The sequence below is a fragment of the Stieleria bergensis genome (genome assembly GCA_007745635.1).
In the GTDB taxonomy this organism is placed as follows: Bacteria; Planctomycetota; Planctomycetia; order Pirellulales; family Pirellulaceae; genus Stieleria; species Stieleria bergensis.
This window is the reverse complement of record CP036272.1, coordinates 4,556,609-4,572,728: the sequence shown is the minus strand read 5'-3', so window position 1 is coordinate 4,572,728 and position 16,120 is coordinate 4,556,609. Positions and strand designations below refer to the sequence as shown.

Sequence of the window (16,120 nt, the reverse complement as noted above, 5' to 3'; positions counted from 1 at the left end):
AAAGGTCGTTATTACCGCATGCATGCGCAAAATCCTCATCACACTCAACACAATGGTCAAAACAAATACAGCATGGGAAAATCCACAAAACGCTTGACATCTAACACAGCCGCTCCCGCTGGCGGGAGGATGTTGCTGAAGGGGCGTGGCGAATGCCCAAACGGTTGCTTGAGCGGTCTACCGGCGGCTGCGTTTGCCGCGTGAGCGTCCGCCACCACCACCACCTTTCTTGTGGTTGTGAATGTTGTTGTCAACTAGGCCGGTGACGACATCCAAGTAGGTGGGCACGGACTTGCGAGGCTTCGCATCGTCAGAGTTGCTTCCGCGTTGTCGGCCGCGTTGACGAGCGGGCACTTCGCGTTCTTCGCCGTCATCGTTGTAGCGCGTTTCGGTGCGCCCGCGCCCGCTGTCGTTGCCGCGTTCGCTGTCATTGCTGCGTTCGCTGTCGTTACTTCGATCATCGTCTTTACCGCGTCGACGTCCACGACGGCTGCGACGTCCACGCCGCATTTCGGCAGCTTCGTCGTCGTCTTCGTGATCATCATCGAAGTCTGAAGTCGCTTCGCTGCGTGGTTCGTCTTCGTCGTCGCGTTCAGCGGTTTCTTCCCGACGTTTTCCACGTTTGCGTCCACCGCGACGACGTCGGGGGCGAGACGGACGTTCGTCGCCGTCATCGCTGCTATCGTCATCATCAAGCGAAACGTCGTCGACGTTTTCAGCGGGTTCGTCGTCTTGTTCGACTTCGTCGCGACGATTGGCGCGACCTCGTCCTCGGCCACCGCGTCGGCGGCTTCTTGGACGCGAGGTGCCGGGATCATCGTCTTCGTCATCACTGGAGCGAGGGGTTTCCTGGCGATCTTCGTCTTGTGAATCCTGGACGTCCTCTTCGGACATTCGTTGCCGTTGGCCGCGGCGTCCGCGACGGCCTGATCGGTTGCCGCGTGACGAGCGTTCACGAGTCGGTGTGTCGTCTTCGTCCTCTTTCTGGCTGAAGTCGACGACCAGTTCCTCTTCGTCTTCAACAATGTCGTCGTTTTCTGCGCGTTGGCGACGGCGTGAGCGAGGACGATCGTCGCGATCGTCGGACTTGGGCTCCTCATCGCGGCGTTGGTTTCGGCCGCGTCCGCCAGAGCGTCGCGATCGGCGACCATTGGCTTCATCGCGATCGTCGTCTTTTGCCTCTTGGCGAGGTTTCCGGGTCGGTTTCGACTTTGCCTTGACTTCCACGGTTTCTTCGGCCGCAGGCTCATCGTCGTCCAAGTCGGCAAACGACTTGAAGGACAAGGGGTCGATCTCGTCGATGCTGTCGGTCGAAGCCGAGCTGGCCTCGGCGGTGAAATCGACTTCCAGGGTTTCTGTTTCGACTTCGACGACTTCGACGACTTCGACGACTTCCGCTTCGTCCTCGGGTTCCGGGCCAAGGTCCAAGCCGAGTCCTTCGCCAAAGCCGCTGGGCTTGGCTGTTTGTTGGGCTTTCTTGGCAGGTTTGTCTTTTGATTTGGGGCTGCGTGTTTCCAGCGTTTGCGGCTCTGGGTGAGGCGCGTTTGCGGCACCGCCGTCGATGCCAAGTTCGTCGGCTAGATCGGCCCAGGCTCCGTCCGTTGTCTCTTCCGGTTCGGCTGGTGCTGGCGGTTCGGCTGGTGCTGGCGTATCGGCAATGCCTTCGAGCGATGGCTGTTCAGGCGATTCATCCTCAGTGAAGAGTTCGTCCGAGCGGGATGATTGCGGATCGTTTTCGAGCAGCTCGTCAACGACCGGTTCTTCGACGGCTTCAGGGCCGCCTTTGGTCAGTCGATTCAGCGAAGGATCTTTGGCTTGCACGCCAAAACCGGGAAGCGTCGCCTGCTGAACATCGCTGGTCAGTGCAGACAGGACTTCTTCGGCGGTGGTGTCTTCATCGACGACGACCTCAGTCTCGACCAATTCAAGTTCAGCAACGATTTCTTCGCTGACTGGGGCGTCCGTTGGTTCGCTGGCAGTGGTTTCAGGTTCGACGGCTTCTGCTCCGTCGGCGTTATTTTTCCGTGATTGCTTGGCGGACTCTGGTGGTCCAGGGGTGCCAAGCAACTTGGCCAGAAGGTTCCAGTTATCGGGCATTCGGTTGCATGTTTTGTTGGCTCGATAAACAAAGAGGGCAGAATCGCAGCGGGTGATGACAGTGGACCGGTCCCAGAAAGTTGGACCGTCGTCACGAGGACGCGATCGTTTCTGGGAGCGATGGTGGCCACATTAAGCAGTGGTGCGATCGTCTTTCAGTGCAACCGTTTAGGTGGACAAGGTTCCAGCGTTTGGAGGCGATGTCGCTGTTCGGTTTCTAACCATTTCAAACAGCGTGCATGAACTTGTCAGGCCATGTGAAGACTGGCGAGTGTGATTGTTGATACGGAGATGATTGGTCGTCCGATCGTGCACCGGGTGAGGCGTAAACCATCTAGTCTCAGCAAATGGTGGCCATAACATCAGGCCAGCTGAATACTTGCATGTATCGCACGTTCGGTTTAGTTGCGTTGCTTTGGCTGTGTGTACAGGTTGATTGATCCTGTCCCCGCCTTCACCGCTAGCTTTGATCGCTGATGGATCGTGTCTGGTTCAACGATGGTCGTCAATCTCACACCGACTGGGCAGATGCCGATCGGGAGGCCTGGCGAACGTCAATCACAGTGTCAGTTGGAAGGGAGGCGGTCCATTGCTTGGGCAGAGCGATGCTGGTTGATCAAGCGAATGATCCAACGGAATCCAGCGGTATTTCTGCGGCAAAGACGCCAACAATCTCCTTCCAGTTGGCAAATTAGCAGTGGTGGGACAGTTTCTCCAACCGACTGGCCATTTCACGGCGAGCCAATGGAGCACGCAATTCTGGTTTCGGACCAACTAAAACCGCGGATTCTTGAGTTCAATCAATGATCGCAGTCTGTAAAACGGTCCCCTGAAAGGGTGTTTTCTACCGTCTTCCTCATCGAATGTTGGTGTTGATTGGTGATTCGGGCTCGTCCGCTATGGTTTTCCGTCGCGCACGTCCCGTACTGATAACTTATGTATAGCGTTTGAGTCTAGCTTTCCCAAGGGGGAGTTGACCTACATTGCTGCGAACGTTTCACCCGCAAGGCAAGTTACCGGACCAGCCAGAATAACTGGCCCGGCAGGTGAAACATTGATGCATTGCCGATCAAAATCCGGGGATTCACAGGCAATACAGTGAGTCAAACTCAGCTGCCGGCAGGATCTTTGCCGTTAATCCAGGGGCCAGCCTGGTCCATGTAGGTGGGTTCATCGAGTTTGCTGCCAAAATCACCAGCTTTCCAGCCCGCAATGTGGTTGGGTTTCTCTCGACGGCTGGATTTTTCTTCCCACTTTTTCGCCCAGCCCGGATCCTGGTCACTGATCTCACGCTGCTGATCGACGAAGTAGACCTCGCCATTGCGATAGCTTTGAGCGCCCAGGTTGACCACCGCCATCGCTGCGGCACCCAGGTCTGGCGGGTTGTTGCAAGCCATGGGGTCACCGGCTTCACAAGCATCGATGAAGTTGCTGAAGTGCGCTTTGGTGGTGTTGTCAACCGTCTCGGTGGGAATGCGTTGCTCGGTGAAGACGCGTTTCTGTTTGTCACCTTCGCTTGTCACTTGCCGTCGCTCGGGGACAAATTCAAAGCCATCAAACTTTTCGCCGTTGCCCAGTAAGAACGTGCCATAATGGCCTCGAATCAACTGATTGACACGAGATTCTTGGTTGCACATCGTCGCCGTGATCAGGCCTTGCACGCCCTCGTTGAAGTCCGCAACCACGGTGGCCACATCAGGCACATCGCGACCGTCGTATTCAAGGTAGATGCCGCCGGCGCCAACCACGCGTCCGGGAATGCGCAGTCCAGTGGCTTTCAACATCGTCGTGGTACGGTGCACAAACAAGTCGGTGAACATGCCGCTACCAAACGGCCAAAAGCGGCGCCACTGTTTGTAGACGGCGCGGTCAAAGTCCATTTCTGGGGCAAGGTTTTCTTCCAGCCCCAACCAGCGATCCCAGTCGATCTTCTTGGGGTTCATGTCGGCCAGCAGTTTGTAATAACGCCACTGTCCCACATTGCTGTTGCGGAAGTATTCGGTTTGAAAGCCGAGGATTTTCCCGAGCATGCCGTCCTGCAGCAGTCCTCGAATCTGATTCCAAACCGGCAAGCTGGTGGATTGCACACCGACCTGCATGACCTTGCCTGAAGCCCGCCATTTCGCCTCCACGTTGAAGGCCTCTTGGACCGTCTTGGTCATTGGTTTTTCACAGTACACATTCAGGCCAGCAGCCAGCGCATCGATGGTCTGTTTATGGTGCCAGTGATCAGGGGTGCCGATGCAAACCGCGTCCAGGTTCTCTTTTTCGATCATATCGCGATAGTCAACGTAGGTGGCTGGTTTGGTTCCAGTCTTTTCGTTGATGTAGTCTGCAACCATTTCTCGTTGCGTTTCATAAACCTCCGCAACTCCAACCAGGTCGATCTTTCGACCATAGCCATGCAGTTCGCACAAGGTCCGGACGTGAGCGCCGAAGCCACGGCCGCCGGGGCCGATAAAGCCAATCCGCAGTCGCTGGCCCGCGTTGGCGGCTGCCGCTTGGCGGCCGGGGGCAACCAAGGAGGCTGTCAGTGTGCCAGCAACACCGGTTGCAGCACTGCCTTTTAGGAAGGCTCGGCGGTTGTCCGGGCTTGATTTTGTAGCGTTGTCTTTCGGGGCTGGTGTTTGTTTTTGGGGTGTTGAATGTTCGATCATCAATGGGACCACGCAGAAGTCAGTGGGGGAATAAAGACGGCCTCCCAGGATACCAAAACTGACCACGCCTGTGCGTTCTGTCCCTCGAAGCCTGCCACAAGCTGACGTGGTGAGGCCACTCGCACCGGCTACTGGTCGTCGTCAGCAGCGTTTTGAACGCCAAAGTGGTCTTGCCAAGACTGCGCCGTCCAGTGCTGAAATCCATCAACCACCGGGCAACGCAAAAAGCCCTGCTCGTGTACATCCCAGTGATAAAGGTAGGTGAAGCAGCGGATCGGGCTGGTCGCTGGATCCACCGACACTGGATTGGCCGAGCGGTTGTCGGCATTCAGAATGTTGGCTTCGCTCAAGCGGCGCTGGTAGCGATCTTGCGGGCCATTGTCGGTGGTGCCTTCAATTTCATCCAGGATTTCCAAGGTCTGTGGCATGTCTTGGGCAGCAAACCTCCACAGTTCACCACGGACTTTTCGCTTGCCCGGACGCAGCGCTGGATAATCAGATCGCCCAAACAGATCGCCCCAAATCCATGCGGGCTGAATCGACAAGGGTTGGCGCGGCCAGTTGACTTCACGACGCTGGCCACGCTGCAGCGTTCCATAGACAAACATCGCTTGAACATCGGTCGCAAGAAGGTCGTCGGCAGCGGACTGAGTATCCATCAAGTGCATGCTCGTGGGAAGGAAGGGCGGTTGCGAAACGGTGTGGTCAGGCCACGGTGTGGGGACTGTTTGGGCCAATGCGACGCGATGATGTAGGCGACTATTGAGGCCAACGCATGGAAGCAAACGAGGATTGCCATTGCTCAATTGCCGCCGAAACGGTGTCGCTACCGAGTTCAGTGAAGAGCCCCGACCAGGGCAAGTCCGATTGGAAGCCCAAGCCGCCGACCATGGCATGATCGATGCTGTCCAGAGAATCAATCAGGCCTTCGGCCAGGATGCCCTGGGCTTCGATCCACATGGGAATGGCTAGCAGAAAGAGCACGTCGGCGTCGGTAAAGTCACGATTGTCGGTGCGATAGGTCTCGATCAGTTCAACGGCTTTGGGGGAAAGCTCTGCAGACCGTTTGCCTCTGTCATCGTACTGATAAAGGCCCTGGCCCGTTTGTCGGCCCAGTAAGCCGCGTTTCACCATCCCAGGGACAACGGGTGAAGCGTCCAGTCGTCCGGGGAACGCATTGGTGAACGCGCGGCCGGCTCGAAACATGGTGCGGGAACCAATCCAGTCGATCAGCTCTAACGGGGACAATGGCATGCCATAGGCAATGGAAACACGCTGGATCTGGTCGGCGTTGGATCCACGGCACAGCAGCAGTAACGCTTGATTCAAATAGGTGCACAGCATTCGATTGATCACAAACCCAGGGCCGTCACCGCATTCGATGGGCATTTTGCAAAGCCGGCGAACATGCGTGGAGGCTTGGGAACAGACCGAGTGAGCGCTGTCTTTCGCGCGGACCACTTCGACTCCCAAACGGTTGTAGACCGGCATGAAGAAGTGCATGCCACAGAGCAGCTCCGGATGCTCGGTTCCACTGGCGATCTCTCCGATACGCAACGTCGAGGTGTTGCTGCCAAGCACAATGTCGCGGCCATAGTGCTGAATGATCTGATTGAAGAGCGTTTGCTTGGCGGCCAAGTCTTCAACGATCGATTCGATGAACAGTGTCGGCTGCTGGCCCGCAGCTTGCTCGCTGGCAGCTTGCTCACTGGCAGCTTGCTCACCGCCGGGAGTGACTTGGATGGCGTGCAGTTCGCTCAGTGCAAACCGGTGAGTTTCGATTTGGTGCCCTGCTTGGCTCCAGTGCTGTGCCGCGCGGGCAATGCACTCCGCGGACTGGTCTGCGAGGATGAATCCCTGCTTGGCATTCAGGTGCGCATCGGCGATCGCCGAACCCACGACACCGGCACCGATCAGGACAACTTGTGAGCCATCGATCGGTGGTGGTGTCGACGCATGAGGGGGAGAGCTAGGAGCAGGAAACATCGAATCGTGGGTTTTGGAAACAGCGACTGGAAGCACAGCACACGAGGTTCTCTTGTCGAAGCCGGAGGACCCACTTTGCCATCGGGGTCTGGTTTTACAGCATTCTTGCGAACACGAAAACGCACGTTTGGGCGGGGGGGGCCCGCGTTCAGCCAGGTTTCCCCGCTGAGGGGAGAAACTGACCTTGCGACCAGGGGGAGAAGTTTGCCATAGAACCAGACCCAAGGCCCTCTCGAAGGGCTGGGTATCGAACAAACGAAGCGCTCCGCCTGACAGCTTTTACTGGCCGAGTCGCTTGGATCCGTGTAGAAAAGCGAACCAGCACAGAACGGTACAATGAACAAACTTGCTTACCGAATCATCACCTTAGCAACTCTCTGCCTGGCCTCGGCCTCAGGCGTCCAGGCCCAGGAAATGGGCAGCTCGACTCCTGCCCTGCCAGCAGCTCCACAGAACACCGTGGGAAACTTTTTCCAGAGCATGAACCCCATGAACTGGAAAATGCCCAAAGTCCCCATGCCAAAGTTTTCCAACATGCTTCCTTCCAAGCAAGAGAAGGAACGCGTGATTAAGAAAAAAGATGGCTTGGTTGCAGAGACCACTCAGACGGCCAAGAACACTTGGAATCGAACCAAGAATGCACTGAATCCCATGCAGTTCATGCCAGCAGGATTCAAGTCCAATCAAACCAAGCAGCCCGCTCCATCGACCAAGAAGAAGGAAGGTGGTTTCTTTAACGGCCTGTTCAGTCCTTTTCCGCCAGAGGACAAAGCGGCCAAGCCAACGGTGAACGAGTTTCTGAAGCAACCTCGCATTCAGTAACTCGCGGCTGATCGACCAGTGCTCGGCTGATCGACCAGTGCTCGGCTGAGTGACCAGTGCTCGGCTGAGTGACCAGTGCTCGGCTGAGTGACCAGTGCTCGGCTGAGTGACCAGTGCTCGGCTGAGTGACCAGTGCTCGGTTGACTGACTCGCTAGTCGAAGTCGGTTAGCGGGGAAAGCTTTCGCGACTCGCGGCTGATCAGTGGATTCGCCGCACTGGGTCAATGCGTCTTGAGTCAATGCGCACTGGTTCAATACGTCCTGATCGTTGAACTCCATGGCCTCGCACAGGCGTCACCGAATCGGCGGCGGGCTTGCGCTCCAGCCGCGTTCCACGCAGCATCATCAGCATGGCGTCATCAGCACGGCGTCTCCCTGCAACGTCTTGCTATTGCAAAACGGGACAGACATCGAACCACTCGCGTCCCTGCTGTTGCATCCACGGCGAGGCTTCCGATGGTCCCCAGAATCCTGTTTCATATTGATGCAGCGGCGGTGCGGCGGGACTTTTCCAAGCGGCAATGATGGGGTCAATGATTCCCCACGCCAATTCAACTTCGTCGCTACGTGCGAACAAGCTGGCGTCGCCTAGCATCGAGTCCAGCAGGAGACGTTGGTAGGCATCGGAGTGGCTTTTCCCGCCGGCCTCTCGGTTGAAGCTGAAGTCCAAGGTGCTGGTGCGAGTCTTCATTTCACTCTCAGGCACTTTGGTTTCAAAGTGCAGCTGAATGCCCTCTGCTGGTTGGACTTGGATCACCAGGCGATTGCCCACGGGTTCACGCGTTTTGTGGCCGAACAAGATATGCGGCACTTGGCGGAACTGGATCACGATTTGCGAGGTTCGGCAGGACATGCCCTTTCCACTGCGAAGGTAGAAGGGCACGTTTTTCCAACGCCAGTTATCACAATAAAGCTTCAGTCCGGCATAGGTTTCCGTCTGGCTGTCCGGTGGCACTCCCTCTTCGTTCAAGTAGCCCTTGTACTGGCCTCGCAGGGTGTTGGACGCAAAGTCGGCGCCAACCATTTTGCGAATGCTGTGCAGGACTTTCACCTTTTCGTCACGGACCATCGTCGAGTCATAGCGAGCAGGTGGCTCCATCGCCGTGATGGTTAGTAATTGCAAAATATGGTTCTGGAACATGTCTCGCAGGATGCCGGCATTGTCGTAGTAGCCTGCACGGCGGCCGACGACGACTTCTTCTGCCACGGTGATCTGCACGTGATCAACGTAATGGTGGTTCCAGATCGGTTCAAAGATCGAATTGGCAAACCGGAGTGCAAAGATGTTTTGAACGGTCTCTTTGCCTAAGTAATGATCGATGCGATAGATCTGGTCTTCGCGAAAGACTTGGTGAATGGATTCGTTCAGTGCCTGAGCGGTTTTCAAATCCGTGCCGAAGGGCTTTTCAATGATCACACGGCGGTAGCCATTGGTGTCATCTGCCAGGCCAGCGGCGCCGAGCTGCAGAATCGCCTTCTCGTACAGCTGGGGCATGGTGGAGAGATAATAGACGCGACCGGATGGTTCGCCGCCTTCGACTTCCTCAAGCATCTTCGATAAGGCCTGAAAGTCTTCGGCGTTGTTGATGTCGGCCGGTTGATAGTAGATGTTCCGGCTAAGCGCTTCCCATGTTTCGTTGTCAAACAGGTCGCCAACAAACTTCTTGGTTGATTCTCGAAGTGACTTTCGAAACTCTTCGTGTTCGAACTTGGAACGGGAGACACCCACGATTCGTGTTTCATCATCGCCTCGATCTTTGGTGTAGAGCGAATACAGGGCGGGGACAAGCTTGCGACTGGTTAGGTCGCCAGATGCACCAAAGATCACGATCGTATGAGACATAGCACTGTGTAGGTTAAGTAAGACTGTTGGTGAGTCAGTAGTGAGGTGGTTGGGCTGCCCCGCCAGCGCGGTGGTTGCTGCGTCGTTTGCAGTTGCCTCGCGAGCTCCATGCCAATTGGATGTGAGGGCCCTGTCGGATGTGAAGGCCCTGTCGGATGTGAAGGCCCTGTCGGATGTGAAGGCCCTGTCGGATGTGAAGGTTCCCGCTGAAAGCCGGCGTTTGCCCCGCAAGGGGATCGGCCGTCGATCATCTGTGCTCCGCCTAGCTGGAACCTTTCGCTGCAACCTCTCGCTGGCCGCGTTCTTTGGACATTCGGGAAGCCAAAGCGGTGCGTGCCGCGATTCACGCCGCCCGATCCACGGTCAATAAAGTTAGGCCCCCAGATGCTTTGTCGGTAGGGGCCTCTCTGGGATGGCGGACCGGGAACCGCCATGTCTGCGTTGCCGGTGCCCGGTCAGCGCCTAGCCCTGCAGTTCGATCAGGGCGTCAATCACTTGTTGGTCGTGGCCGTCGACGCGAACGCGCTTCCAAACCTTGACGACCTTGCCGTCGCCATCGATCAGGTAGGTGCTGCGTTGGATCCCCATGGACTTTTTGCCGTACATGTTTTTTTCTCGCCAAGCACCGTACTTTTCTAGCATTGCGTGCTTTTCATCGACCAGCAGCGGGAAGGGCAGGGAGTACTTTTCCTTGAACTTCACGTGGCTTTCGGCTGAATCGGCACTGACACCAAATAGTTGAGCGCTCAGTTCCTGCATCTCATCGTAGCGATCTCGGAAGGCGCAGGCCTCTTTTGTGCAACCGGGCGTGTCGTCGCGAGGATAGAAGAACAGCACGACCGGGTTGCCTTTTAAGTCGCTAAGTTTGACCTTGTTACCTTGATCGTCGCTAAGGGTAAATGCGGGGGCTTTCTTGCCAACTTCAATCCAATCCGCCATCAGTGATTCCTCGTTCAAGACAGTTAAAAAGCAATGGGGGCTGCATGCTCACCGACACGATTGAGCTTCGCGAAAACGGTTAGGATGCTTCCCCGATCATGTTTGCAGGGAAATGTACCACATCGAAAACCCGGGCAGAACCTACGGTGCCGCCGTCCTGGCGGGGGATCCCTGGGGAAGGCTGTTGATTGGAACCCTTGATTGAGGCAATCTTTGGCTGTGGTGAATGGGACTGTGGTGAACGGGACTGTGCCGTGCGGTGAGCGGAGAGACGGCCAAGCATGATCCTGGAGGTTGCGTCGGTGAGTTCGGTGGCTCATCTCTCGATCGCCGGGGAACCGGGGCACCACTGGATGCCCCCCACTGATTGAGAGGCTGCGGTCGATCTGATACGCTGTGTCACGTTAATGATCCGATCGGTTTGTGGCTGCGTTTAGCAACCCCGACGGATGTCTGCAGCGTGGTTTGCCCGCGCACCTGTCGTCGAGACTGCCTGGCTCGCTTACCGAGTCTCGATGGAACCCAATGCCTAGCGAAGGAATAGAACAGAGAAATGAGTCGATCTGCAGCTTGCTGTGTTTTGATTCGTGATGGTCAGCAACATTGTTACGTTGACGTTTGGGCTTGCCTGCGACGCGAATTGATTTGGGGGCCGGATGAGTTTGAGGCTTGGCTCGTCGCTGGAGGCGAAGCCGATGAGGAGCCCGAGGATCTCTGTGGCGTTGCGGTTGTTGATTTTGACACCAAGGTTCTGGCCTGGGGTGAAGTTGACTCCTTGCCGCGACGCCGAGCCTGGTTGTTATACAGTCAGTTGTTGCAGCATGCTTGGCCTGGTTTTTCGCTCAGCGAGATCGCTAGCAGTGATTTGCAGCGAGTCGTCTGCGATCTGCTTGATCTGCCCTTTGATCCAGAAGATGACGAGGAGTGGGATGATCGTCCGGAAGATGTTCAGGCCGCGGCAAGTGATTTTCTTCCCGGCATGTGGGAAGACGACGATGGCGACGAAGACGATGACGACGAAGAGGATGACCAGGATGAACCGCCCTTTAGCGAAGACAATCAGGGCGCGTGGGTGACAATCGTGGACGAGACAGGGGAGGTCAGCCAGCGAGGCATGGTCGAGCTTTCGGAAGATGTGTTGAGCGGAAAGGGATCCGTATTGGCAGAGCTGATCGCCTTGCAACCTGTTGACTTACCGGCGGAGAAATTCGTCACCGAAGGGCTCTTGTTCGACCAGCAACAGCGACGCATGGTGTACTGGGGACAGGGCGGTGAAAAGCTCGTTCGCAAGTTGCAAACTGGTTGGCCGGACTGGACGGTTGAAACGTTGCTTGATGGCTACCTGCAACAGTGTCAGGCAAGCGGTCAGGCGGGGGTGCCAATGAGTGATGCAGAGGTCTTGGGAGGATTCCTTCCAGGGCTGCTTTCGAACAAACGGTTGGACATGGCCAATCTGCTAGGAGCCATGGGCGGTTCGTTGAAGAAGTCAGCGATCAAGGCGACTGGTTGTTTAACCTTCGTGCTGGCCCTGCCAATTTTGTTGGTGGCGGTGTTTACTGGGCTTTGGGAAGAAGCCGGTTATGCCTTGTTGGGTTTGGTCGTCATCGTTGTCATTGGTTTCAAAGTCATCGAAGCCAAAGTGAAGTCCAAGATTCAGAACGTTTTGGGATCCTCCGACGATGCAATGCAAGAGCAGCGTCCACCGGTCGCTGGTCCGATGGACGAAGCGGAGCGTCGCAAGCGGATGGACCAGATGCTTAAGGCGTGTCAACTACCGACACTTGCTGAGGCCGAGCCGTACTTTGATGACGTCCAGCAGATGCTGCTTGGATTGGACGATTGACAGAGAGGTCAGAGATGGGTTTGGCAGCTCAAGATTAGCTTCAGTTGCCGCGAATCAGGTTTTGTGTGTGAACCTCAGCGCATAAAAAATGCTCGACGGTTCATCACCGCCGAGCGAGTGCGAGATTTTCTTAGCCGGAGAATGCTCGCATCATCCCGCGGCCGAAGCCGAGGGAGGATTTTCATTGTAAACTTGGTTGATAGTTGATTGCGGCTATCAGGGCCGCAATCAGGCTACCGAAACTGATTCTCTTATCGAGTGATTCAGTTCAATTCAACTCAGTGAATGCCACAGGTTGGCTCGCAACCGCAAGCTGGCTCGCAGCCACAGGCTGGTTCGCAGCAGCTGCTTTTCTTGCAGCTGAACAGCTTGCCGAACAGGCCACCGCCGAGCTTTTTGCCACAGCAGCTGTCGCAGCCAGCAGGCTCGCAACCGCAGGCTGGTTCGCAACCGCAAGCGGGCTCAGCAACTTCGCAGCCGCAAACTGGCTCAGCGCCACAAGCAGGCTCGCATCCGCATGCTGGTTCGCAGCAGCTGCGGTGCTTTTTGCTGAAGAACTTAGCGAACAATCCGCAGCCACGTTTCTTGCCACAGCAAGGGGCAGCTTCGCAGCCACAGGCTGGTTCGCAACCGCAGGCTGGCTCAGCGACTTCGCAGCCGCAAGCTGGCTCAAGGCCGCATGCTGGTTCTGCGTCACAGCAGGTGTCACAGCCTTTATTACAAAGGCCACTGAATAGACCAAACGCGCTTGCGTTTGCAGAGGTGCTTGCGACCATAACGACGGCCAACAGAGCAGGAACGATTACACGACGCATCGTGATTCTCCATGTGTAAAAATTGGAAGGGTCTTGCCAGCGCTTCCGCTGATGTTGAACCGGTTGTGGTGGTGACTCGTGCCAGTGAGCACTCGCCGGATTGTGTCTAGCAGTATCAATCCAATACTCACCGACACTACCGTCCAAAGCGTTAGCGTCACTCAAATGACAGGATGACGACCTGCATTCTTTGTGCAGAATTGGCTATCGTCCTTTCCTGATGCGTAACCACGACTTTACTGCAACATTTGGATTATTGCGCCCGGATTAACGCGCGAAGAATCTCGTTGTATCGATTGTGCAATCTGGGTAATGTTATTGGCAGGCCTGGAAAGCCCTGTGCATCGGTCAAAACAGCGAGTTTGCTGGTTGCGAAGAGTTTTGCATCCCCCATGCGCGTCTGTGCTTTCTTCGTCAAAACTCCGGTTGGCTCCTCGCTTTGCTTTGATAACTTGGGGCGATCCGACGCCGATTGGCCACTGGATTGCAGGTGGCGGGGCTGCCACCCGCTGGTTTGCAATTGCCAGCCGCTGGCTTGAAGCTGGCGTTGTGATTGCAATGAAGTGGCAGGCAGGAAATGGCTTGGACGAAGTTGCCAATGTGTCTCATGTTCAGCTGGCAGTGATGAAGTAAACTGATGGCATGACACGTATTGCTGATCGACCTGTTGCCGTCATTGAAGAACGCGAAGCCTGGCGGACGTTGTTGCCAGAGCGGTCGTTGTTGCCAGAGCGGAGTGGGGGATGGAAAACAACAAGCGTTGATGTGTTGACGGTGCTGATGACCGGCGCGACCTGTCCGATTGGTTGCAACATGTGCGACCTGCATCAGTACACGGTCCCCGGGCCGCTCCGTGCTGGGCAGACGATTCACCAAGTCAGGCACGCCCTGCAGCAGACCTCATTCGAGGCAAGCCCAGCGAGCAGCTCCCCACGCTGGATCAAGCTTTACAACAGTGGCAACTTCTTCGATCGCAATAGTGTGCCACCGGCTGACTACCAAGGCTTGGCTGAGTTGTGTCGCCCGTTTCAACGGATCGTGGTTGAAAACCATCCCCTGATCGGCGCGTCGTTGCATGATGACTTTTTGTCTGCGCTGAACCAGTCTGATCGGGGTTGCCAGTTAGAGGTCGCCGTGGGACTGGAGACGATTTATCCGGGAGCTTTGAAGCGAATTGGCAAGAAGATGGAACTCGCCGACTACGCTCGTTATGCACAGTCTTTGGCTCAACGGCAGATTGATTTGCGAACCTTTCTGATCGTTGGGTTCCCCGGAATGAGCTTGGCCGAGTCGATTCGCTGGGCCAGGCAGTCGGTTCAGTACGCATTAGAACAAGGATCGCGTCACGTCAGTTTGATTCCTGCGCGGCCGGGTGAAGGCTGGGCGGGCAGGGCAGGGGAGTTGCCCAAGCTGGAGGTCTCGGCCCTCACGGACTTGTTGGCCGACTCGTTCGCGATGGCGGCGGAAACCCATGCCTGTATCAGTTTCGATGTTTGGGACTTGGAAAAGGCCATGCAGGGCGAGGTTCAGGCGGGGCAATTGCAGCGTTTGCAGCAAGCCAATCTGTCTCAGAGAATGACGAGCGATGTCTGAAGCAGTGAACAAAGCAGCAAAGCCGGCCGGGAAGGGAAACCATCCGACGCGCTCGCAGGTCGCGATCATCGGTGGTTCCTTTAGTGCTTCGATCTTGGCACGCATTTTGTCCCTCAAAGGTTACTCCGTCGTTTTGATTGATGCCGGACAGCACCCACGGTTTGCGATCGGCGAATCTTCAACGCCGATCGCCGATCTGTTGTTGCGACGACTCGGTGAAGAATACGGATTACCAGACCTGGTCGCGATGTCCAGTTATGGCGCTTGGCAAACATCACATCAGCGGCTGGCCTGTGGTCTGAAACGCGGATTCAGTTACTTTGATCATCGTGGCACCGCTCAGGGGGACGCGATGGTCGAGTCAAAAAAGGGACAGCGCAGCCTGTTGGTTGCCGCCAGCCCAACCGATCAACGCTCTGACACACATTGGTTTCGCAGTGATGTGGATGCCTTTCTGTTTGATCAAGCCAAACGCTCGGGTGTGCGTTGTCTGCCTGGCAGCAGCGTCGTTGCAATCGACACTTCGCCAGCGGGCAGGCACATGTTGATGCTTCAAAACAAAGCCTCTGTGCAGGCTGATTTTGTGATCGATGCGAGCGGCCGATCAGCGGTCACGGCCCAATTGCTCGGGGGCCAGTCCTTGTTGCCTCGCTTGCAAACCAACAGTGTCAGTGCGTTCTCGCATTTCACTTCGGTCGCTTCATTTGGCGATCACTTCAATGACTTGCACCAAGATCAGCGCGCTTCGCATCCCTTTCACGCCGACGCCGCCGCCCAGCATCACTTGCTTGATCGCGGATGGGTGTGGATGTTACGTTTTAACAATGGAGTGACCAGTGTCGGAGTGACGGCTCCCTGTGATGATCAACCGGCCAGCCAAGTCGCTTTGGGCGAAATCCTAGCGGCTGAACTTCAGGGGCGATTCTCACGCTACCCGGCACTTCGACCATGCATGCGGCACGCCAAGCTTGCCGAGGTTCCGGGACAGGTGTTGGTCACGGGACGATTGCAGCGGTTGAACGATCCTGTGGTCAGTGACTCGATCGTGATGATGCCCACCACAGCGGTCACGATTGATCCTTTGCATAGCACCGGAATTGCTCACGCCTTGTCAGGGGTTCAGCGAATGGCGCATTTGTTGGACGCAGGCGTTTCCACGCAGTCGCTCGAGACCTATCGTCAGGCGGTTTTGGATGAAGCCGCATTGATTGACCAGATGGTTTCGCTGGCGTATCACTGCATGTCGGATTTTCCGCGTTTCTGCATGGCCAGCATGCTGTACTTTGCGGCCGCGATCCAGTGCGAAGAACAACTCTTGGCCGGCCAGTGGCCCAACGCCTATTGGATGGCCCAGGATCAGCCGTTTTTGGATGCCATGCAAATTTGTTATCAACTGCTTCGCTCGACCGAAGAACCAGCACGCATTCTCAGCCAGATGCAATCAGTGTTAGCACCGTGGAACCAAGCTGGCCTGCTGGATCCAGCCGCGCTGAACCGTTACGCTTATACAGCAACCAAGTGAGCC

Annotated in this window: 10 protein-coding genes; 4 read left to right on the top strand and 6 right to left on the bottom strand. The window is 56.2% G+C overall.

Going from position 1 to position 16,120, the window contains the following annotated elements:
- Positions 1 to 177 precede the first annotated feature (177 nt).
- From SV7mr_RS16215 to SV7mr_RS16200, 4 genes are all read right to left on the bottom strand, one after another.
- Positions 178 to 2,097: a hypothetical protein gene (locus tag SV7mr_RS16215; protein ID WP_145274387.1), complete on the bottom strand. Its 1,920-nt coding sequence runs from the start codon at positions 2,095 to 2,097 to the stop codon at positions 178 to 180.
- A gap of 1,109 nt (positions 2,098 to 3,206) precedes the next feature.
- Positions 3,207 to 4,754 carry a Gfo/Idh/MocA family protein gene (locus SV7mr_RS16210; protein ID WP_145274385.1) on the bottom strand — a complete coding sequence of 516 codons (1,548 nt, stop codon included), beginning with the start codon at positions 4,752 to 4,754 and terminating at the stop codon, positions 3,207 to 3,209.
- 128 nt (positions 4,755 to 4,882) lie between these two features.
- A complete protein-coding gene (locus SV7mr_RS16205) occupies positions 4,883 to 5,413 on the bottom strand; it encodes a gamma-glutamylcyclotransferase family protein (protein WP_419187473.1) in 531 nt (176 codons plus the stop codon).
- 100 nt (positions 5,414 to 5,513) lie between these two features.
- Complete coding sequence (locus SV7mr_RS16200; protein WP_145274378.1) at positions 5,514 to 6,740, bottom strand: 3-hydroxyacyl-CoA dehydrogenase family protein; 1,227 nt, start codon at positions 6,738 to 6,740, stop codon at positions 5,514 to 5,516.
- A 336-nt stretch (positions 6,741 to 7,076) separates the two neighbouring features.
- On the opposite strand from SV7mr_RS16200, the gene SV7mr_RS16195 reads away from it, so the two are divergent.
- Entirely contained in the window at positions 7,077 to 7,562 is a 486-nt protein-coding gene (locus SV7mr_RS16195; RefSeq protein WP_145274375.1) for a hypothetical protein, read from the top strand.
- A 388-nt stretch (positions 7,563 to 7,950) separates the two neighbouring features.
- On the opposite strand, the gene zwf is transcribed toward SV7mr_RS16195, so the two are convergent.
- Together zwf and bcp are read right to left on the bottom strand one after the other, a co-directional pair.
- Positions 7,951 to 9,405 (bottom strand): glucose-6-phosphate dehydrogenase, encoded by a 1,455-nt coding sequence (zwf, locus tag SV7mr_RS16190; protein ID WP_145274372.1) that lies wholly within the window; start codon positions 9,403 to 9,405, stop codon positions 7,951 to 7,953.
- Positions 9,406 to 9,867: 462 nt separating this feature from the next.
- Positions 9,868 to 10,344 (bottom strand): thioredoxin-dependent thiol peroxidase, encoded by a 477-nt coding sequence (bcp, locus tag SV7mr_RS16185; protein ID WP_145274369.1) that lies wholly within the window; start codon positions 10,342 to 10,344, stop codon positions 9,868 to 9,870.
- A gap of 553 nt (positions 10,345 to 10,897) precedes the next feature.
- Between bcp and SV7mr_RS16180 the strand changes: the two genes are divergently transcribed.
- The 3 genes from SV7mr_RS16180 to SV7mr_RS16165 all read left to right on the top strand — a co-directional run bounded on the left by SV7mr_RS16180 (position 10,898) and on the right by SV7mr_RS16165 (position 16,117).
- Positions 10,898 to 12,187 (top strand): hypothetical protein, encoded by a 1,290-nt coding sequence (locus tag SV7mr_RS16180; protein WP_145274366.1) that lies wholly within the window; start codon positions 10,898 to 10,900, stop codon positions 12,185 to 12,187.
- A 1,457-nt stretch (positions 12,188 to 13,644) separates the two neighbouring features.
- A complete protein-coding gene (locus SV7mr_RS16170; protein ID WP_145274359.1) occupies positions 13,645 to 14,595 on the top strand; it encodes a hypothetical protein in 951 nt (316 codons plus the stop codon).
- Positions 14,588 to 16,117 (top strand): NAD(P)/FAD-dependent oxidoreductase, encoded by a 1,530-nt coding sequence (locus tag SV7mr_RS16165; protein WP_145274356.1) that lies wholly within the window; start codon positions 14,588 to 14,590, stop codon positions 16,115 to 16,117. The genes SV7mr_RS16170 and SV7mr_RS16165 overlap by 8 nt, the downstream gene beginning before the upstream one ends.
- Positions 16,118 to 16,120: the final 3 nt, after the last annotated feature.